This is a genomic window from Sphingomonas sp. PP-F2F-A104-K0414, assembly GCF_004340945.1.
Taxonomy (GTDB): domain Bacteria; phylum Pseudomonadota; class Alphaproteobacteria; order Sphingomonadales; family Sphingomonadaceae; genus Sphingomonas.
Genome location: NZ_SLYD01000003.1, coordinates 85,535 through 106,977, shown reverse-complemented (window position 1 = coordinate 106,977; position 21,443 = coordinate 85,535). Strand labels below are relative to the sequence as shown.

11 protein-coding genes are annotated in these 21,443 nt (G+C 66.6%); 7 read left to right on the top strand and 4 right to left on the bottom strand.

The features are described 5' to 3' along the window. Positions 1-107: 107 nt before the first annotated feature. Genes C8J46_RS07640 through C8J46_RS07625 form a run of 4 tightly spaced genes read right to left on the bottom strand, consistent with a single transcriptional unit; the run spans position 108 to position 10,075 of the window. Complete coding sequence (locus C8J46_RS07640; protein WP_132737149.1) at positions 108-2,720, bottom strand: glycoside hydrolase family 2 protein; 2,613 nt, start codon at positions 2,718-2,720, stop codon at positions 108-110. After that, a complete protein-coding gene (locus tag C8J46_RS07635) occupies positions 2,720-5,008 on the bottom strand; it encodes a family 20 glycosylhydrolase (protein WP_132737147.1) in 2,289 nt (762 codons plus the stop codon). Before C8J46_RS07635 ends, C8J46_RS07640 begins: the two co-directional genes overlap by 1 nt. Continuing rightward, positions 5,005-7,191: a glycoside hydrolase family 2 TIM barrel-domain containing protein gene (locus tag C8J46_RS07630; protein WP_132737144.1), complete on the bottom strand. Its 2,187-nt coding sequence runs from the start codon at positions 7,189-7,191 to the stop codon at positions 5,005-5,007. Before C8J46_RS07630 ends, C8J46_RS07635 begins: the two co-directional genes overlap by 4 nt. Positions 7,192-7,249: 58 nt before the next feature. After that, positions 7,250-10,075 (bottom strand): TonB-dependent receptor, encoded by a 2,826-nt coding sequence (locus C8J46_RS07625; protein ID WP_132737142.1) that lies wholly within the window; start codon positions 10,073-10,075, stop codon positions 7,250-7,252. Positions 10,076-10,452: 377 nt separating this feature from the next. Here C8J46_RS07625 and C8J46_RS07620 point away from each other — a divergent pair, with 377 nt between their 5' ends. The 7 genes from C8J46_RS07620 (at position 10,453) to C8J46_RS07590 (ending at position 21,372) form a co-directional block, all read left to right on the top strand. Continuing rightward, entirely contained in the window at positions 10,453-11,217 is a 765-nt protein-coding gene (locus tag C8J46_RS07620; RefSeq protein ID WP_132737139.1) for a copper homeostasis protein CutC, read from the top strand. An 87-nt stretch (positions 11,218-11,304) separates the two neighbouring features. Then, positions 11,305-12,042 (top strand): GntR family transcriptional regulator, encoded by a 738-nt coding sequence (locus C8J46_RS07615; RefSeq protein WP_132737137.1) that lies wholly within the window; start codon positions 11,305-11,307, stop codon positions 12,040-12,042. Between the two features lie 79 nt (positions 12,043-12,121). Continuing rightward, a complete protein-coding gene (locus tag C8J46_RS07610; RefSeq protein ID WP_132738190.1) occupies positions 12,122-13,129 on the top strand; it encodes an SIS domain-containing protein in 1,008 nt (335 codons plus the stop codon). 26 nt (positions 13,130-13,155) lie between these two features. After that, a complete protein-coding gene (gene nagA / locus C8J46_RS07605) occupies positions 13,156-14,307 on the top strand; it encodes an N-acetylglucosamine-6-phosphate deacetylase (RefSeq protein ID WP_132737133.1) in 1,152 nt (383 codons plus the stop codon). A 4-nt stretch (positions 14,308-14,311) separates the two neighbouring features. Continuing rightward, positions 14,312-16,900: a phosphoenolpyruvate--protein phosphotransferase gene (ptsP, locus tag C8J46_RS07600; RefSeq protein ID WP_132737130.1), complete on the top strand. Its 2,589-nt coding sequence runs from the start codon at positions 14,312-14,314 to the stop codon at positions 16,898-16,900. Further along, complete coding sequence (gene nagE / locus C8J46_RS07595; RefSeq protein ID WP_132737127.1) at positions 16,897-18,594, top strand: N-acetylglucosamine-specific PTS transporter subunit IIBC; 1,698 nt, start codon at positions 16,897-16,899, stop codon at positions 18,592-18,594. Before ptsP ends, nagE begins: the two co-directional genes overlap by 4 nt. 213 nt (positions 18,595-18,807) lie before the next feature. Beyond that, positions 18,808-21,372 carry a TonB-dependent receptor gene (locus C8J46_RS07590; protein WP_132737124.1) on the top strand — a complete coding sequence of 855 codons (2,565 nt, stop codon included), beginning with the start codon at positions 18,808-18,810 and terminating at the stop codon, positions 21,370-21,372. The last annotated feature ends 71 nt before the right edge of the window (positions 21,373-21,443 follow it).

Genomic DNA, 21,443 nt, shown 5'->3' with positions numbered 1-21,443 from the left:
GGCGGCGGCGTCCGTAACTCTGGATCCCAGCGTTCGCTGGGATGACGGCGGGGTGGTATGCTCGCGCACTTTCTGGGCCGACGAGGCTGCGGGGGCGTAACCGCGCATCACGACTTCACCGCCGCGACACCGGCCAGAGTGCGGACCGACAAGGCACGCCGCAGCGCCGCCGCGGACGCCTTCGAAGCAACAGTCACCGTAATACTCTCCCCCGGCAGCAGATCGAACGCATTGTCCGACGGCGTCGCCTCGACCTTGCCGAAATCGATCCAGACCGCGCGCGCGAGCTTGGTCGCGGTCAGTGTTAGGCGATTGGTCTCCCAGGCCGCGGTCAGTCCCGGATCGGGGAGCGTCATCGTCTTGGGTGCCGCCGAGACCAGCACGTGCGACGTCACGCGGCCATCCACAAGTAACTCTGCCACCGCGATCGTCCGCGCCGGATCGCCACCCGCGAACAGGGTCGCATCGGGCAGCGTCGCGACTGCCGTTGCTGACAACGGCGCCAGCTTCGCCGGCGTCTCGGTCGTCGCGAGAACCTTGCCGTCGACGTCTAACGTCCGCACGCGCCACTTCGCCTCGGTCGGCACCGTCGCGTCTGAGATCAGGCTCACCTTGGTCGACCCGTCCTTGCGCTCCGCGGCGATCGCCAGCGGCGCGTAGAAATGCCGTGCGCGGAATTGCAGCGCCTTCCAGCGGCCATAATAATCGATGCTGGCCCATGACGCGCCCGGCCAGACGTCGTTGATCTGCCAGAACAGCGACCCCATCGTCACCGGCCGGCATGCACGGTGATGCAGCGCGGCGAGCTCGATCCCCTCCGCCTGCATCACCTGGCTCAGATACACGAACTCGGCGAAGTCGCGCGGCTCGCGGTATTTCTCGCGGATGTAGAACAGCAGCCGGTCGTTGCCCTCACCCTTGAGGAACTTCTGGTGCGCCTTCATCACCGGCGAGGTCGGGGAGAAGTCGGCGTCGGTCGCAAACGTCCGGATTGTCTTCATCTCGGGCATCGACTGCAGCCCGTATTCGGACATGAACCGCGGGCAGCTGTCGAGATACGCCTCGACCGGTTTCTTGCCGCCCCAGACGTCCCAGTAATGCCGGTCGCCATCGCCATCGATGTCGGGCTTGTCCTCGTAATTGTTGCTCGGCGAGCCCGGCCAATAGACGGCATCGGGATCGCGGCGTTCGGCGGCATCGCGCAGCACGCGGTCGAAGATCACCGCCATGCCGACGCCGATCCGCTCCTGCTCATCCGCGCCGACCGCCTTCTTGAACGCGATCCGGTCGGACCAGTTGGCCCAGCCGCTGAGCACCTCGTTATTGCCCGACCACAGCACGATCGAGGGATGCGCCTGGAGCCGGTCGACCTGTTCCTCCGCCTCGATCCGGACGGTCTCGCGGAACTCGCGGTCGGGGGGCGTGACGGCGCCGCCGAACATGAAGTCCTGCCACACCATCAAGCCCATCTGGTCGGCAAGGTCGTAGAACGCGTCGTCGAGATAATAGCCGCCGCCCCACACGCGGATCATGTTCATGTTGGCGTCGCGCGCGCCGGCAATGACGGTGCGGAGCTGGCTCTCGGGCACACGCGCGGGAAACATATCGAACGGGATCAGGTTCGCGCCCTTGGCGAACACCGGGATGCCGTTGACAACGAACGCGAACCCGCGCCCTGCGGCGTCCTTGTCGCGGCGCAACTCGACGGTGCGCAAGCCGGTGCGGCGCTGCGCGGTGTCGATCGTCGTGGTTCCGTCGGTCAGCGTCGCCTTCACGGTGTAGAGCGGTTGCGCACCATAGCCCGCGGGAAACCAGCGCTGCGGATTGGCGACGCTCACCGGCACCGCCACATGGCTCGCGCCCGCGGCGACGGTGACGGTCCGCGCCGCCTGCGTCACGCGACCGTCTGGCCCCGTGACCGCGACCTGCACATTAACCGGCCGCTCCTGGCCCGCCGCCACGTCGAGTTCGGCCGAAAGCCGCGCTTCGGACTTGGTCAGCCCTTCCTGCGTAACCCGAAACGCCTCGATCCGCGCGTCGTCCCACGCCTCGATCCGCGCCGGACGCCAGATCCCCTGCGTGACGATCCGCGGACCCCAGTCCCAGCCGTACTGGTATTTCGGCTTGCGGATATAGGGCGAGGTCTGCTTGCCCATCGGCTCGTCGCCATAGATCGAATCATATTCGCCGGGCAGCGGGTGCGCGGTCTTCAGCACCATCGGCTGCAACGTACGGATCGGCGAGCGGAATGTGACGAGCAGCTCGTTCGCGCCGGGCTTCAGCACCGCCTTGACCGGCACGCGCCAGCGTCGATGCGCGTTATCCGCCGCCAGCAACCGCGTGCCGTTCAGCCGCACCTCGGCGAAGGTGTCGAGCCCGTCGAACACCAGGTCGATATGATCGCGCGCCAGCAGTTCGGGCGTCGCGCGCACGACGGTGTGATATTGCCAGTCGGTCAGACCCACCCACTGGATCTTCGCCTCGTTCAGGCCCTTGTACGGATCGGGGACGATCTTCGCGGCCATCAGGTCGGTCTGCGCGCTCCCCGGCACGGTCGCGCGCAACCAGCGTGCCGCCTTCGGGTGCGCCTTCGCCGCAGCGGTATCGGCCGGATCAATCCGCATCGACCAGCCCTTGTCGAGCATGACGCTCGTGCGGGGTGCCGCCCAGGCGGGCGTCGCAACGATCGCGGCGAGCAGCAGAACAGCCGTACGCCGCATCACTTCTTCTCCGACAGCTGCATCGATTCGACCGCGTAGAACGGCGACTCCATCGACGCCGTGAACAACAGGCAGATATCCGCATCGCCCTTCCCCTCGGGCAGCGTGCCACGGAAGCTCATGCGGTTCGGGCTCGTCGCCGGGTTCGGCAGCGGGAAGGTCGCCGCGATCGTACCGGTGCAGCCGCCGGTCCGCACCACCAGTTCGCCATACGTCGTCACCGCATAATGCCGCCGCAACGCCTTCTCGTCATGCGCTAGCCCGTAATGCCGCGGCAACCGCGCGACATTCACGGTGAAGCTCCGCGCCACATCCAGCGGGGCAGCCGGATACATCGTGCACGTGTCGAAGATGTTGACGTTGAATACCGGCGTATTTGCGGTCGCCTCCGACGTCAGCGGCACGCGCAGGCCGATCGCGCCATCGGGGCACGCGACCAGCTCCGAACTCGACCGGCGCAGCAGCGCGACCCGGCTCGTCTCGAACAGCCGCGGCTCCGCGGTCGGACGACCGTCGCTGGCAAAGGCGGCGGCACGGATGGTGACACCGGGTTTCACCGACAACGGCGTGGCATAGGCCTTCGACCGCGCGGTCGGCGCCTTGCCGTCGAGCGTATAACGGATCGTACCATAACCCGTCTGCGTAGCCAGCGTCACCGCCACCTTGCCCCGACGCAGCGCATCGCCGCGCGTGCCCCGCACCGCGAAGTCGACCGCGAACGCGCTGTCCGCCGCGGCGATACCGGCGCGGGCATAGCGGCCCATCTGCGGCTCGAGCCGCGCCACGAAGTTCGCGAAATCCTGCGTCGACTTCGGCGACCAGGTCCGCTCGGCCAGCGCCGACAGCCGCGGGAACGTCGCGTGCTGAAGCTGTTCGGGCGTCACGAAATACTCGCTGAACGCGTTGATCTGCGCCCCCAGCACATGCTTCGCCTTGTCGGGCGCGAGCCCCGCCGGCTCTGGCTCATATGCGTAGAGCCGGGCGAGCGGCACGATCGCATCGCCGTTCGAGATACGGCCCGGCGGCTCGTCGCTCCGCATGCTCTGCAAGCTGTCGAGATACAGGATCGGCGCGGGGCTCAGCACGACGTCATGCCCCTGGTTCGCCGCATCGACGGCCCCCTTCTCGCCGCGCCACGACATCACCGAGGCCGATGGCGGCAAGCCACCCTCGAGGATTTCGTCCCAGCCGATCAGCCGGCGGCCGTGCTTGGCGAGATACTCGCCGAGCTGGTCGATCATCCAGCTCTGCATCTGCATCTCGGTCTTCAGCCCGAGCGCCTTCATCTTGGCCTGCACCGCGGGCGAACGCTCCCACTGGTCCTTGACCGCCTCGTCGCCGCCGAGATGAATGAACTGCGACGGAAACACGTCCATCAGCTCGTCGAGCACGTGCTTGATGAAGGTCATGCTGCGATCCTCGGGGCTGAACAGCCACGGGTTCACGCCCCAGTCGTGACCGACCGCGGGCCGATCGCCGAGCACGCCGACTTCGGCCGGATACGACGCGACCGCGGCCTGCGCATGGCCGGGCAGGTCGATCTCCGGCATGATCGTGATCGCGCGCTCCTGCGCATACGCGACCAGCGCCTTGAGCTCGGCCTGCGTGTAGAACCCGCCGACCTTCTCGCCCGGCGCGCCACCCGCAGACGGCGGCGTCCGCCACGCGCCGATCCGGGTCAGGTCGGGATAACGCTTGATCTCGACGCGCCAGCCCTGATCGTCGGTCAGGTGGAGATGCAGCACGTTCATCTTCTGCGCCGCGAGCTGATCGACCATCGCGTACAAGGTCGGCATCGGCACGAAATGCCGCGCCGGATCGATCATCAGTCCGCGCCATTTGAACCGCGGCGCATCGCGGATCGTCATCGCCGCGAGCGTCACGGGCTTGCCGACCGCCGCATCGGGGCTGAGCAACTGCGCCAGCGTCATCGCGCCGTGGACGAGCCCCGCATCGCCGCTCGCTGCGATCGTTACGCCCTTCGCATCGACGGTCAGCGTGTAGGCCTCGTCACCCGCCACGCTCGCGTCGCGCACGAACCGGATCGGGCCGGTGCCGGCGTCGCTCGCGAGCGAGAGCCCGCGCACGACCTTGACCTGTTGCGCGAGCAGCTTGGCCGCGGTCTTCGCGCCTGCGTCGCTCGCGACAATCCCGGCACCTTCGCCGATCGTCAGCGTGCCGGCATGCGTCTCGCTCGACGCGGGCATCGGGATGAGCTTCGGCCCTTCGGCCACCGCCGCGGTCGAGGACATCAGCAGCGCGAGCACCAGAGGGCGGAAACGGATCATTTAGGGTCCTTCGGCAATTGCGCTGGATCGGGTGGGTAGACGGCGGAGCCGGCCTTGAACGGTTCGTAGTCGCGGACGACGCCGCCGGCGCGCGCACCCTCCGCAGTGAGGATATCGACGGTCACGGTGACGGGTGTAAGACGACCGGTCCAGGCCGCGGACACCGTCGCGGTGCCGCCGGGTGCGATGACCGGAAGCGCCTGTTCGCCCTCGCCGAGCACGACGCGATCGCCGCCGATCGCCCGCCAGTGCAGCCGCGCGCCGACCAGCGGATAGGAGGGCAACGCAGCCTTCGCGGCGCCCATCACGGTGGCAGTGAAGCCGGTCGGCGTCTCGCCCGCCATCGTCAGATCGACCTTCGCGGAAACGTCGCGGTTGGCGGCTTCCCACGCGAAATAGCTCGGGCGGCGCTGGCGATCGGCATCGACGAGACCGTGATCGACATAGCCATCGGCCATGCCGGCGAAGAGGTTCTTGTTCGAGCGATAGTCCGCATAGCTCCAGAAGATCGCGCCACCGACCCAGGGCCGCGTCGCGAACGCCGCGAGTTGGTCCTTGAGGTTTTCGGTGCGCGCGACGTCCGCGCTCGCAGAATCGTGCGAGAACGGCCCCGGCCAGCCGAATTCGGAGATCACCAGCATCCGGTCCGGATACGCCTTGTCGAACGCGTCGAGCCACGGCCCTACTTTGTCCGCGGCGCCACTCCAGGTGCCGAAATAGGCGTTGGCCATGACGAAATCCGCCTCGACCAGGGCGGGCACGCGTACGGCACGCTCCGCGATCTGCGAATCCGCGAACGTCACGAACCGGCCCGGATCGATCGCGTTGATATGCGCCTTCATCGCCTTGACGAACGCAAGCCCCTGCGGCGTCGCGGCCTCGCTCTCGTTCATCACGCTCCACGCGAGCACGCTCGGATGGTTGCCGCTTTCGGCGATCATTTCGGCGATCATCGCCTTGGCACGTACCAGCAGCCGGGGATCGCCCAGCTGCGCCGCGGTCATCTGCCAGATCGGAATTTCGGGGATCAGGAGCATCCCCGCGCGGTCGGCGGCGTCGAACACGCTCTGCGGCTGCGGATAATGCACCGGCCGCGTCAGCGTGACGTGCAATGCGTTCAGATCGCGCATGTCATGGAGGATCGTGCCACGCGTTTCCGCGGCACCTTCCCACGGCGAATCCTCGTGCCGCGTCACCCCGGTCAGCCGCACCGCGACACCGTTGACGTAGAGTTTCCGGTCACGGAGCGCGAGCGTGCGCAGACCTACCGTGTCCTCGCGCCGATCGAGCACGACGCCTTTCTCGTCGCGCAATTCGGCGACGATCCGGTAGAGCTTGCCCGCACCGATCTGCCACAGTTGCGGCTTGGCGATCGTCAGCGCGGCGTCGGGCGTCGCGGCGGACGACGCGGCCACCGTCACCCCTGTGAAAGCCCGTGCAACCACGCGGCCGTCGGGATCGATCGCGATCGTCGTAAGAGAATAATCATGTGGTTTGGAATCGACATTCTCGATTCCGACGCCGCTCGTGACAATCGCGCTGTCGGCTTTCAGAGCCTGCCGGATACGCTGGCGGCGGATCAGCCCGCGCTCGGCGATCCGCAGCGACACGTCGCGCGTGATCCCGCCGCTATGCCACCAATCGTACCAGACGTTGCCCGACGCCTGGAGCCGCATCGCATACCCCGGGATCGTCACGAACCCCGGCCGGTCGTCGGCGGCAACGACGATCCGATTCGCGCCGGGCTTCAGCACCTTCGAGACGTCGATATCGAACGCGGTATGCCCGCCCTCATGGGTGCCGACGAGCGTCCCGTTCACCCAGACGCGCGCGGCATAGAACACCGCGTCGAAGTGGAGTTCGAGATGCTTGCCGACGATCGCCTCGGGCACCACCAGCGTCCGCGCATACCAGCCGACACCCTCCGCACCAGCGCCGCGCGACAGCGGCCAGCTATGCGGGACAACGACGCTCTCCACCCCCGCCGGATCAGCCTTCAGCCACGCGGGATCAGCTGGCGCATCCTTCGCCAACCAAAAGCTCCACCCCGCATCGAGACCGATCTGTTCCGCCGCAGCGGGCAGCGGCTCCAATAGCGGCACCAGCATCAGGACGGCCGAGGCGAACCCGACACCGTAATGCCCGATCCGCCGCAACCCTGCCCTGATACATCCCGATATCATGCGTTCCGTCGTACTTCCGTCGAGGAGGGTGGCGCGCCGTTTTCGGCGCGCCGAGACGTCACATCCGGAACGATACCGATGCCGCAAAGGTGCGACCGTTCTTGTAGAACGCGGTCGGACGATCGCGCGTAGTATTGTACTGGAGATAGGTCGCGTCGAGCAGGTTCTGCGCGTTGACCGACAGCGTGATCGCCGGCGTGATGTTGAACCCGGCCGAGAAATCGAGCTGGTTGTACGGTGCCACCATCTCGCGCGATCCCAGACGACCGATCGTCCGGAAATACGCGGTGCGATAGTTGTAGCTCAGCCGTGCCTGGAACGGCCCACTCTCAAAATACGGGATGATGTTGACCGTGTGCTTCGACAGATACGGCAGGTTGAGCTCGGCGCCGGTCACGTCGATCGACGAGGTGCTGCTGTCCTGGTACGAATAGTTCGCCTGGAGACCGAAGCCGCCCCAGATTTCCGCCTGGCCCGAGACGAGCGCGCCGTTGACCTTGGCCTTGGCGCCGTTGATCGGCTGGCTGACGTTATAGGTCGTGATCCGGTTCTGCAGCGCGTTGAAGTAATCGACGTTCTGGCGCGAGCTGATGATGTAGTTCTCGATATCGCGACGGAACAGCTCGACCGCGAGCAGCGTACCGGCGCGCGGATACCATTCCGCGGTCAGTTCGTAGTTGGTCGACTCATACGGCTTCAGGTTCGGGTTGCCGCCGCCGCCATCCAGCGTGGTGTCGTTGAGCGAGGTCGCCGCCGCCAGATCCTGATACCGTGGCCGCGAGATCACGCGCGCCACCGCACCGCGGATGATCACCTGCGGGTTGACCGAATAGGCGATGTTGAGGCTCGGCAGGAACTTCATATAGTCGGTCGAGGTCCGCGTCGGCACCGGCTGTGGGTTCACCACACCGCTCGGCGTCGTCGCGAAGTTCGAGATATCGCGCGTATAGACCAGACGGCCACCGATGTTGCCGCGGAACCCGCCCTGGTCGAAATTGGCCTGCGCATAGGAGGCGATGACTGTCTCCTTGACCTTGGTCGAGGCGCCGATCTTGTTCACCAGCGGGCTGTTGATCGCACCGGCGAGGATGTCGATCACCGACTGCTCGGGCAGGTTCAGATAGCTGGTCGCGTTGCCCATGCCGCCGCTGCCGTCGAACGTGCCGCTCGGCGTAATCAGCACCGGCACGCCGAGCTGCGCGATCGTCTGCGAGCTGGTCAGGTACGTATTGATGCCGCGCGCATCGATCTTATTGACATGGTCGGTCACGCGGCTGCCGAGCAGGATTTCGGTGAACGGCCCGAACGAGACCGGGATCGTCGCGTCATAGCCGCCGAAGATGTCGCGGTCGGTGGTGACGCTGTAGTCAAGTCCACCGATCTGCGCGGCGTTCAGCTGCGTGCCCTTGACGACGACCGGACGGCCTTCGATCTGCGCAGGGTTGTTGTTGGGGTTGGTGAAATAGTTCGCCGGGTTGGTCTGGTCGCCGACGAAATTCACCGTCGCGGTCGTGTCGGTGAACGCATAGCTGTACGGCAGCTTGGTCTGGACGTTGAACAGATATTCCGGGTTACGCCCGCCGGTCGCCTTGCTCCAGCCGCCCGCGAACGAGACCTTTGCGCCGCCATCGCCTTCCCAATCGGTGAAGAAATTGAGGTTGTCGGTCTTCAGCTTGGTCTTGCGTACCAGCGTGTCGAGCTGTGCGGACTGGCTGTTCGCGGCACCGAACGATGCGCCGGTGACGACGCCGTTGCTGATCGTCGCCGACTGCAGCACGTCGCCGGTCCAGGCGCCGGGGATCGTGTACATCGACTGGCTGTAGTTGTTGTAGTTGCCGTCGATGTGCAGGCCGTTGAGCGTGAATGTCAGATCGGACGACGGACGATATTGCACCGTTCCCGACACGCTCTTGCGCTCGCGCGTCTGCTGAAAATACGCGTAGTTGATCCCGAACGGCGAGGCCGCGTTGTAGAGATCGGCGATCGTCCCGCCGGTGATGGTCGCGCCCGGGCTCTTCAGGCTCAGCGTACCGTCCTGTGCACGGTTGACGAACGGGCTGTTGCGCGTGCCGTCCGCATTCGCCGCAACGTTGTCATAGCCAAAGAACTCGACACCCGAGCGCGTCAGGCTCTGCTTGTCGTAAGTCGCGGCGACGAGGACACCGAACGTCTCGTCCTTGTTCTTCCAGCTGTACAGACCCGAGCCGCGGACGTTGCCCTTGTCCGAACGGTCATTGTACGAATAGCCGCCCGAGGCGAAGATCGCGTTGGCCTTCAGGTCGAGCGGACGACGGGTGCGGACGATGACCGTACCGCCGAGGCTGCCTTCCTCGATCCGCGGCTCGGGCGACTTGTAGACCTCGAGGCGATCGACCAGCTCGGGCGCCAGCAGCGAATAGTTGAAGGTGCGGCTCGACGGGTCGTTGTCGTTGCCACCCCAGTCGGCCGAGGCGAGCGCGTGGCCGTCGAGCAGCATGCGGTTGAGCGCGGGATCGGTGCCGAGGATCGCGACCTTCTCGCCCTCGCCGAAACGACGATCGATGCTGACGCCGGGGATGTGCGACAGCGACTCAGCGACGTTGCGATCGGGGAACTTGCCGATATCCTCGGCCGAGATCACGTCGACGACAGCGTTGGCGTTACGCTTAACCGCAATCGCGCTGCGCAGGCTGCCGCGGATACCGGTGACGACGATGTCCTGGTCGGCATCGACGGTGGCGGGTGCACCGTTCTGCGTATCCGAACCCGCAGGCGTGGTTGTCGGGGGCGTCGTTGTCGGGGAGGTGGTCGCGACCTGCGCCATCGCCGATGGGGCGAAAAGAGAGCCTGCAAGACTGAACGTGATCGCGCTCGACGCCAACAAAACCTGCTTACGGAAAACCATCGTCAAAGCCCCTTCCCAATCGACGCCGCGGCGTCATCCCGACCCGGAAACTCCGCGCCACATCCACCCTTACCGCTGGTACTATTTTGGTCGCTATATGTGCGGTCTGGTACGGATATCGTATAACCAATTTGATTACGAAATCCATCGGTAATTACAGTTTGGTTACCATGCGGCGGAACTTTTGCGACGATCGGTTAAGTTGCTGTTTAATAGCGATTTATATGCGACGTACCCGTTGGGGACGGACTGGCGGCCGTCGAGGATCGGTCATGGTCGCAATACCTTTTCTTGCTTTGTGATTGCCACTTTGTCGTTGAACACACCGACTCGATCGGCCAGACGTAATAAAATTACGACCAATCGAAAGCCGGCGAATGACCCTCGAAATCTGCGTCGACGACATCACCGGCGTCGATTCGGCAGTTTCGGGGGGCGCCGATCGCCTCGAGCTCTGCGCGGCGCTGGCGCTCGGCGGATTGACCCCGACGCCCTCGCTGATCGCCGCAGCACGCGACCTGCCTATCCCTGTCCATATGCTCGTGCGCCCGCGTGAAGGGGGCTTCCGGTACAGCGCACGCGAGGCGGCATTGATCGCCGCGGACATCGCCACGGCGGCTGACGCAGGACTGGCGGGAGTCGTGATCGGCGCCAGCGCGGCGGATCATAGTCTCGATATCTCCCTTCTGACGCACCTCGTCGACCATGCGCGAACCTGCGGTGCGGCGCGCGGGTCGCCGCTCTCGCTGACGCTGCACCGCGCATTCGACCTTTGCCCGGACCTTCCCGCAGCGCTCGAGACCGCGATCGCGCTCGGCTTCGATCGGATCCTGACCTCCGGCGGCGCGCCCAAGGCGATCGACGGCGTGCGGATGCTGGAGGCGCTCCACCGCGCCGCCGCCGGACGGATCGTCATTCTGCCCGGCAGCGGCATCGATGCGGGCAATGCGACCTGCTTCCTCGATGTCGGCCTGCGCGAGGTTCATGCGTCGTGCGGCGCCACGCTCTCGCCGACCGAAACGCATGACGATACCCGCGAACGCCAATTCGGGTTCTCCGCGCCCCATCGAAGGGTCACCGATGCACACCGTGTCCGCGACCTGAAGATGGTACTCGATTCCTTCGATCCGCAACCCGCTTGAACAATACCAATATATAACGTATCCCATTCCCCTGCTGTTGGTCCGCGCTTCGCAAAGCTCGTGCCGACACCATTGAAAGTCGCGTCCATGTCCTTTTCGACAAGCATTGGCAGGTTCCGGGATGGCAATCCCGCGCCGTTGTACGTTCAGCTCCAGCAACTGATCCGCGATGCGATCAACCGCAACGTGCTGGCCAAGGACGACGCGCTGCCGGCCGAACGCGATCTTGCGATAGAATACGACGTGTCGCGCATCACCGTCCGCAAAGCGATCGGCGGGCTGGTCGAGGAGGGGTTGCTCACCCGCCGCCGCGGCGCGGGGACGTTCGTCGCCACGCGCGTCGAGAAGAGCTTTTCGAAGCTGTCGTCCTTCTCGGAAGACATGCAGTCGCGCGGCCGGACGCCGAGCAGCGCGTGGGTCAGCCGGACGATCGGCATGGTGACGCCTGAAGAATCGCTGTCGCTCGGACTGTCGCCTGGCTCGGCGGTGTACCGGTTCCAGCGCATCCGCTACGCCGACGACACGCCGATGGCGCTCGAATACTCGACGATCGCCGGCTACTGCCTGCCGACGATCGATGCCGTCCAGGACTCGTTGTACGAAGCGCTCGAGACGGCGGGCAACCGTCCGGTCCGCGCGCTGCAACGCCTGCGCGCGGTCCATTTCAGCCCGGAGCATGCCAAGATGCTCGGCGTCGATGCAGGCCATGCCGGCCTGTTCATCGAACGCCGCGGTTTCCTGCGCGATGGGCGGGCCGCCGAATTCACCCAATCCTATTACCGTGGCGACGCGTACGATCTCGTCGCCGAACTCAACGACATCTGACGCTGGCGCACGGGCGCCGGCCGGGGGGCATACCGTGACCGAGACTATCACCGCGACCACCGCGTCGCCGCAGACGCTGATGTACAGCGAGGCCGCCGAGGCCGCCGACGCGGTCGCGCGGCTGCTCGCCGCCAACCGTGAGGCGTTGGCCGCACTCGGTAAGCGCCTCCGCGCCGCACCGCCAGCGGTGGTCGTGACCTGCGCGCGCGGCTCGTCGGATCATGCCGCAACCTATGGCAAATACCTGATCGAGACGCTGCTCGGCGTTCCCGTCGCCTCGGCGGCGCCGTCGGTGTCGTCGGTCTATGCCGCACCGATGGCGCCGGGCACCGCGCTGGTCATCGCGGTATCGCAGAGCGGTCGCAGCCCCGACTTGCTTTCGACCGTGTCCGCCTATCAGGCTGCCGGCGCGCATGTCGTCGCGTTCGTCAACGACGAGACCTCGCCGCTCGCCGAGATGGCCGACACGATGATCGCGCTGAAGGCCGGCCCGGAGCGCTCGGTCGCGGCGACCAAATCCTATATCTGCGCGCTCGCGGCGTTCGCAGCCCTGACCGCGGCATGGTCGCAGAACGACGCGCTGACCAAGGCGATCGACACGCTCCCCGACATGCTGACGCTCGCATTCGGTGCGAACTGGACGTCGGTGGTCGATGCGCTGGCCGACGCCAACAACCTGTTCGTGATCGGTCGCGGCTATGGCTACGGCATCGCGCAGGAAGCGGCGTTGAAGCTTAAGGAAACCTGCGCGCTCCATGCCGAGGCGTTCAGCGCCGCCGAAGTCCGCCACGGACCGATGGCGATCGTCAATGACGGCTTCCCGGTGATCGCGTTCGCCACCTCCGACACCGCCGGCGACGGCGTGCGCGAGGCCGCCGCCGAGTTCGGCGCACGTGGCGCGCGCGTCTGCCTCGCCGATGCGAAGGCGAATGGCGACACCGCCCCCGCCGCCTACACCGCGCATCCCGCGATCGAACCGATCCTCATGATCCAGAGCTTTTACCGCATGGCCAATGCCCTGTCGCTGCGTCGCGGCCTCAATCCCGATGCGCCTCTGCATCTTAGCAAGGTGACGAAGACGGTATGAGCGGGAACGGTATGAGTGCGCATGACATGAACGAGTCCCGGTTCCACGTCGTCAACGGCACCGTCGTTACCCGCGACGGACTATTGAACGGCGCGACGATCCGCGTCGTCGGCGACCGGATCGCCTTGATTACCCCGCTCGAGCGGGTCGCGTCCGAGGCGATCGACCTGGACGGTGGCTGGCTCGTCCCCGGCTTCGTCGACACGCAGGTGAATGGCGGCGGCGGCGTGCTGCTCAACGACCAGCCGACCGTCGAAGGCATCGCCGCGATCGGCGCCGCGCATAGGCCCTACGGCACGACCGCGTTCATGCCGACGCTGATCAGCGACACGCCCGACGTGATCGCAGCGACGCTCGACGCGATGGACGCCGCGATTCTGGCTGGCGTGCCCGGCGTGGTCGGTGCGCACATCGAAGGCCCGTGGATCAACCCGTCGCGCAAGGGCATCCACGACCCCGCCAAGTTCCGGCTGCTCGACGACGCGATGATCGCGCTGCTGATCCGTCCGCGCAAGGGTCGCGTGATGGTGACGCTGGCACCCGAACTGACAGACGCGGCGTCGATCGCGCGGCTGGTCGCAGGCGGCGTGATCGTCAGCGCAGGTCATACCGATGCGGGTTACGAGACGATCATCGACGCGGTCGGGGCGGGCCTCAGCGGCATCACGCATCTGTTCAACGCGATGTCGCCGCTGCTCCACCGCGCGCCGGGCGTGGTCGGCGCCGCGCTCGACGATCGCAAAGTTTATTGCGGGCTGATCGCCGACGGTCTCCACGTCCACGACGCAGCGCTCCGGCTCGCGCTCAACGCCCGGCCCAACGACCGGTTGATGCTGGTCAGCGACGCGATGCCGTCGGTCGGCGCGGTCGACAAGGATTTCCGCCTGCAAGGGCGCCTGATCCATGTCGAGGATGGCAAGTGCTTCGGCGAGGACGGGACGCTCGCCGGCTCCGATCTCGACATGGCCGGCGCGGTCCGCAATTTCGTCGCGCGGACTCATACCGATGTCGCCACCGCAGCGGCGATGGCGGCGACCAACCCCGCCGCCTTCCTCGGCCTCGCGCACGAACGCGGCGCCCTTGCCCCAGGGCTGCGCGCCGACTGGGTCGCGCTCACCGCCGACCTGATGCCCGCGGGCACATGGATCGGCGGCCAACTGGTCGCGGGCAGGACGTAAAGCCATGAAACCTATCATCCTGACGTCGCCCCTTCAGGGCTGGGCATCGCCTCTCGAGGCGGTTCCCGACCCGGTCTTCGCCGAACGGATGATGGGCGACGGGATCGCCGTTGACCCGACCGGCGACTGCCTGCACGCGCCGTGCGACGCGGTCGTGCTGAGCGTCCATGCGAGCGGCCACGCGATCACGCTGCGCACGCCCGAGGGCGCCGAGATCCTGATGCATATCGGGCTCGACACGGTGGCGCTTGGTGGGCGCGGGTTCAGCCCTTGCGTGAGGGAGGGCGCGACCGTCCAGCGCGGCGACCCGCTGATCCGCTTCGACCTCGACCTGCTGGTCTGCGAAGCGCGGGCGGTCATCACGGCGGTGATCGTCACCAACCCCGAACGCTTCACGATCGTCCGCCGCGAGACGGACAAGCTGGTCGGTGTCGGCGAGGCGATGATGACGCTCGAACCCCGCGTCGATGCTGCCGACGTCGCTATAATCGAAGGCGACACGGTCCGCCGCACGATCGTCGTGCCGCTGGTCCACGGCATCCACGCGCGCCCGGCCGCCCGGATCGGCGAGATCGCGCGGAAGTTCGTGTCCGAAGTCAAAATTACAAAGGATGAGCGCGACGGTAACGTCCGCAGCCCGGTCGCGCTGATGGCGCTTGGCGTAAAGCTCGGCGACGAAATCACGCTCGCCGCCACCGGTCCTGATGCCGCGGAAGCGCTCGCCGCGATCGGCGACCTGATCCTCGGCGGCATGGACGAAAAGGCCGGATCCGTTGCGGCCCCCGCCGCCGCCGCGTTCCCCCGCGAAGGCGGCGGCCCAGGAATCACAAACGATGGCGCCCTTGGCTCCTGGCCCCCCGCCTCCGCGGGGGAACAGAAGGGCGATGCCGCTAAAGCCACAACCCTCCCCGCTGACGGCCGCCTGCCCGGCGTCACCGCCTCCCCCGGCATCGCGATCGGCCAGGCCGGGCTCTTCCGCCTCGCGGAAATCGCTGTTGTTCGCGAAGGCGCCGACCCGACCACCGAACGCGCCGCGCTCGATGCCGCACTCGCCACCGTCACCACGCGCCTCGCCACCAAATCGGCAACCGCGACCGGCGCCGAACGCGCGATCCTCGCGGCGCATTCGGCCCTGCTCGACGACCCGACCCTCACTGACGCCGCCCACGCATCGATCGCGCAAGGCGACAGCGCCGCCTATGCATGGCGCACCGCGATCCGCGCGCAGGCCGATGCGCTAAAAGCAACCGGCGACGCCCGCCTCGCCGAACGCGCCGACGACATGCTCGACCTCGAACGCCAGGTGCTCCGCGCACTCGCCGGCGAAGACATCGACGAACGCCTCAGCTTCCCGCCCGGCACGATCCTGCTGGCCGACGACCTGCTCCCCTCGCACTTGCTCGGCCTCGACACCGCGTCGATCGTCGGCTTCTGCGTCGAGCGCGGCGGGCCCACCTCGCACGTCGCGATTCTCGCCGCGACGATGGGGCTCCCAGCCCTCGTCGCCGTGGGCCCAGCCCTCGCCGAGATCACGGCTAACACGCCGCTGATCCTCGACGCCGGCGCAGCGCTGCTCCACGTCGCCCCCGATGCCGAGACGCTGGCGACCGCCCAAACCGCGTTCGACGCGCAAACCGAACGCCGCCGCGTCGCGCTCGCCAACGCCGCGCGCGAATGCCGCACGCAGGACGGCGTCCGCATCGAAGCCTTCGCCAATCTCGGCTCGGCCGACGATGCCGAAGCCGCGGTCCGCAACGGCGCCGAAGGCTGCGGTCTACTCCGCACAGAATTCCTGTTCCTCGAACGCGACAGCGCCCCCGGCGTCGAAGAGCAGACCGCCGACTACCAGCGCATCGCCGACACGCTCGACGGTCGCCCGCTGATCGTCCGCCTGCTCGACATCGGCGGCGACAAGCCCGCGCCCTACCTCCCGATCGCCGCAGAAGAAAATCCCGCACTTGGACTGCGCGGCATCCGCGTTGGCTTGGCCCATCCCGAGATGCTCGACGCCCAGTTGCGTGCAATCCTCGCGGTCCGCCCCGCCGGCCAGTGCCGGATCATGGTGCCGATGATCGCGAGCCTCGCCGAACTCCGCGCGGTCCGCGCCGCGCTCGACGCCGCCGCCGCCGCGACCGGCCACACGGAGCACGTCGCGCTCGGCATCATGATCGAGACACCCGCCGCCGCGATCACTGCTGACCTGCTCGCCAGCGAAGCCGACTTCCTGTCGATCGGCACCAACGACCTGACGCAATACGCGCTCGCGATGGACCGCGGCAATCCGGCGGTCGCGAGCGACCTCGACGGGCTTCATCCCGCCGTTCTGCGCCTGATCGCGCGGACCTGCGAAGGCGGCGCGGTCCACGGCAAATGGACTGGCGTGTGCGGTGGCCTCGCCTCCGATCCGCTCGCCGTACCGATCCTGATCGGCCTCGGCGTCACCGAACTCTCGTCCGCACCCGCGCTTGTCCCCGAGATCAAAGCGCTGGTCGCGACTCTCACGATCGACGCCTGCCGCGCGCATGCCGCCGCGGCCATGAACTGTATCTCAGCCGCGGACGTGCGAACGCTCGCCCGGGAGTTCCGCCCATGAAGTCCGTGCTCGAAGCCCTCCAGCCGCTCGGCCGTGCGCTCATGCTACCGATCGCGGTGCTCCCCGTCGCCGGGCTGCTGCTGCGCCTTGGCCAGCCCGACCTGCTCGATATCGCGGTGCTCAGCGCCGCCGGTGACGCGATCTTCTCGCATCTCGGCCTGTTGTTCGCGATCGGCGTCGCCACAGGGTTCGCGCGCGACGGCAATGGCGCCGCGTGTCTCGCCGGCGTGGTCTGCTACCTCGTCACGACACAGGGCGCACAAGCGCTGATGACCGTCCCCGCCGACGCGCTGAAAGGCCTGACCGGCGACACGATCGCACTCGCCACCGCGGCGTGGAAGGCCAAGGCGATCACCCGGCTCGACGTGCCGATCGGCATCCTCTCCGGCTTGATCGGTGGCAGTTTCTACAACCGCTTCTCCGCGATAGCATTGCCCGAATACCTGGCCTTTTTCGGCGGCCGCCGGTTCGTGCCGATCGTCAGCGGCGTCGCAGGCCTCGCACTTGGGCTGGTCATCGGCCTCGGCTTCGGCGCACTCAGCATGGGCATCGACGGCCTCAGCTACGGGATCAGCGGCGCCGGTGGGTTCGGCCTGTTCGCGTTCGGGCTGCTCAACCGCCTGCTGCTCGTCACCGGGCTCCACCACCTCCTCAACAATATCGTCTGGTTCGTCGCCGGTGATTATCACGGCACGACGGGTGACCTCCGCCGCTTCTTTGCAGGCGACCCCAACGCCGGCGCGTTCATGGCCGGGTTCTTCCCCGTGATGATGTTCGGCCTGCCCGCCGCCTGCTTGGCGATGTATCATGCCGCGCTGCCCGAGCGCCGCAAAGCGGTCGGCGGCATGCTGCTGAGCCTTGCGCTGACCTCGGCGTTGACCGGCGTGACCGAGCCGATCGAGTTCAGCTTCATGTTCCTCGCCCCCGTGCTCTACGCGATCCACGCGGTGCTGACCGGCGTGTCGATGGCGCTGATGAACGCGCTGGGCGTCAAGCTCGGCTTCGGCTTCTCCGCCGGACTGTTCGATTACGTGCTGAACTACGGCAAGGCGACCAAGCCGCTGCTGCTGATCCCGGTCGGGCTCGCCTATGCCGCGATCTACTACGTGCTGTTCCGCACCGTCATCAAGCGCCTCGACCTCCCCACGCCCGGCCGCGAGCGCGACGCGCCCGTCGCTGCGGCGACCGTCGCCAAGAGCGAGCGCGGTGCTGCCTTCGCCGAAGCCTTAGGTGGCGCGGCCAACCTTACCAGCGTCGGCGCGTGCACGACCCGCCTGCGCCTGATCGTCGCGGACCAGGGTGCGGTCGACGAAGCCCGTCTCAAGGCGCTCGGCGCCCGTGGCCTGATCCGTCCATCGGCCAATGCACTCCAGATCGTGCTCGGCCCGATCGCCGATTCGGTCGCGGTCGAGATCCGCGATTCCATCGCAGCAGGTGGTACGGCACCGGCAGCGATCGCCCCCGCCGCCAAGCTCGCCGACATCCGCTTGACCCCGGCGACGCTCGCAGCGCTCGGGGGCGCGGACAATGTCGAGGCGGCGACGCAGCACGGCACGCGCCTGCGCATTCGCCTCAAGGACGCCGACCGCGCTTCGGCTCCGGCGCTCGAGGCCCTCGGCGTTCACGCGATCGCCCGCCCCGCTCCCGGGCTGCTGCATCTGCTGACGACCCCGCACGCGACGGTCGTTGCATGATGCATCCGTAGCAAAGTCCGACGATATCAAAGCACCACTGCAAGATATGTGACACGTTCGGACACATACCGGGATATCGCTACAACAGCACGCCGCGAAAACATCGGCGCCCGCCAATAGACCCTATACTGTCATCTTCGCTCCATATCGGATCGATCGCACTGCGACCGCAATCATCGCGTCGCAGCTCGATCGATCTTTAAAGGGGTTTAGATGCGTAAGACTTTATTCTGCGGCGCGGCACTCGCGACGCTGGTCCTGCCGGCGATGGCGCAGGCGCAGTCGACCGGCACGGTGGATGCGGAATCGGACATCGTCGTCAGCGGATCGCGGGCCAAGCCCGACGTCAACGGCATCCAGACGCCCGATACACCAAAGGCGAAGGCGGTCCTGACGCAGGAACTGATCGAGCGTCGCACGCCCGGCCAGACGATCCTCGACACGATCAACCTGGTGCCCGGCGTCAACTTCACCAACAGCGATCCCTATGGCGGCTCGGGTGGCCAGCTGCGGATCCGCGGGTTCGACGGCAACCGCATCTCGCTGACGTTCGACGGTATTCCGCTCAACGATTCGGGCAATTATGCGATCTATTCGAACCAGCAGCTCGATCCCGAGCTGATCGAGCAGGTCAACGTCAATTTCGGCGCGACCGACGTCGATTCACCGACCGCCAGCGCGTCGGGCGGCACGGTCAATTACCGGTCGGTGATGCCGAAGGACAAGCTGGGCGCGACCGTCGCCTATTCACACGGCACCAACGACATGAACCGCGTCTTCGCCAAGATCGATACCGGCGTGTTCACCTCGTTCGGTACCAAGGCCTGGGTGTCCGCCAGCGAGCAACGCTACGACCAGTTCCGCGGCTCGGGCGAGATCAACCGGCAGCAATATAATGCCAAGCTGTACCAGCCGATCGGCAGCAAGGGCGACTTCATCGCGTTCGGCGCGAACTACAACCAGAACCGCAACAGCTCGTACAGCAACCCGACGCTGGCCAACATCCGCACCACGCTCGGCACGACGGTCGTGCCGACGACCGGGGTCAGCGCTGCGACGCCGTACACGCTCGACCTGAACAATGCGCAATACGACACGGTCTTCGACGACAAGACCAACGCGTATCTCTACGACGCCAGCTGTTCGCTGCCCTCGGCGAGCGGCGTCAACGGCACCAGCCAGAACGACCGGTCGTCGTGCGGGAATGCGGCGTCTACCGCCATCAACCCGTCGAATACCGGCAATTTCCGGGTCAACTCGCGCTACACGCTGACCGACAAGCTCGTCTTCACGTTCGACGGTGCCTACAGCTTTACGCGCGCCAATGGCGGCGGGTCGGCGGTATTCGCCGAGAGCAATGCGAACGCGACCAATGCTGCGGGCACGGCGGCGGCGACCAGCGTCTACACCTATCAGCTCCAGCGATTGGGTGCAGGGACCGCGGCGGGCGTCGACATCAGCGGCGATGGCGACACGCTCGACTATGTCCGTGCGTATTTCCCGTCGAACACCCGCACGCAGCGCTTCACCGCGATCGCCGGGCTGCGCTATGACATCGACGCCGACAACGCGGTCCGCTTCGCCTATACGTGGGACCGCGCCCGCCATCGCCAGACCGGCGAGGCCAGCCTGCTCGATGCAAACGGCAATCCGTACGATGTGTTCAGCGCGCTCGACGGCGAAGGCAGTTCGGCGATTCTCGATGCCGCCGGCAACGTCGTCAACAAGCGCAACCGCCTGTCCTACGCGATCCTCCACCAGGTTTCGGGCGAGTATCGCGGGTCGTATTTCGGCGATGCGCTGAAGCTGACGCTGGGCCTGCGCGCACCGTTCTTCCGCCGCAACCTCACCAATTATTGCTACACGATCCCGGGCAATTCGAGTGACGGCTATTGCACCTCGCAAACCGCCGAGCAGGTTGCCGCCAATGCGACCACGGCCACGTACGGCGCGCCCTACAAGAACCGCATCAAGTCGTACAACGCGGTGCTGCCGAACGTCGGCATGACCTATGCCTTCACCCCGAATGCGAGCATCTTCGCCAGCTATGCCAAGGGCTTCTCGGCCCCGCGCACCGACAATCTGTACGCGTTCGACGACGTCAAGATCTCGCCCGTGGCCGAGGTGAAGCCCGAAAAGACCGACTCGTTCGATCTCGGGCTGCGCTATTCGTCGCGGCTGATCCAGGCGCAGCTGGCGGGCTGGTACATCCACTACGACAACCGCATCATCTCGACGCTGACGACGCTCGAGGGCGGGGGCACGCTGACCACCGATCGCAACGTCGGCACGGTCAAGAGCAAGGGCGTCGACGCGAGCCTCGGCATCACCCCGATCCGCAACATCTCGCTCTACGGGTTCGCCTCGTACATCGACGCCAAGCTGCAGGACGATGCGGTCGACCCGACCACCGGCGCGATCACCGCGGCGACCGCGGGCAAGTTCGTCGTCGAGACGCCCAAGTGGCAATATGGCGGCCGCGTCCAGGCATCGTTCGACCCGGTGTCGATCGGCGCCCAGGTCAAGCATGTCGGCCAGCGTTACGTCACCGACGTCAACGACCTGATCGCCGCGGGCTACACCACGGTCGACCTCGACGCGCGGTTCGATCTGGCGTTTGCCGGGCTCGACAAGACGTTCTTCCAGCTGAACGTCTCGAACCTGTTCAACGAACGCTATTTCGGCAATCTGAGCACCGGCACCTCGTCGGCGAGCACCACGCGCTACACCTTCGGCGCGCCGCGCACCGTGATCGGTTCGGTCCACTTCGAGTTCTGACCCACACCGCCCCATCGTCCTGCTGGCTGACTCCTGCGGGATGGCGGGGCGGCCTTCGCATCGGGTCGCCG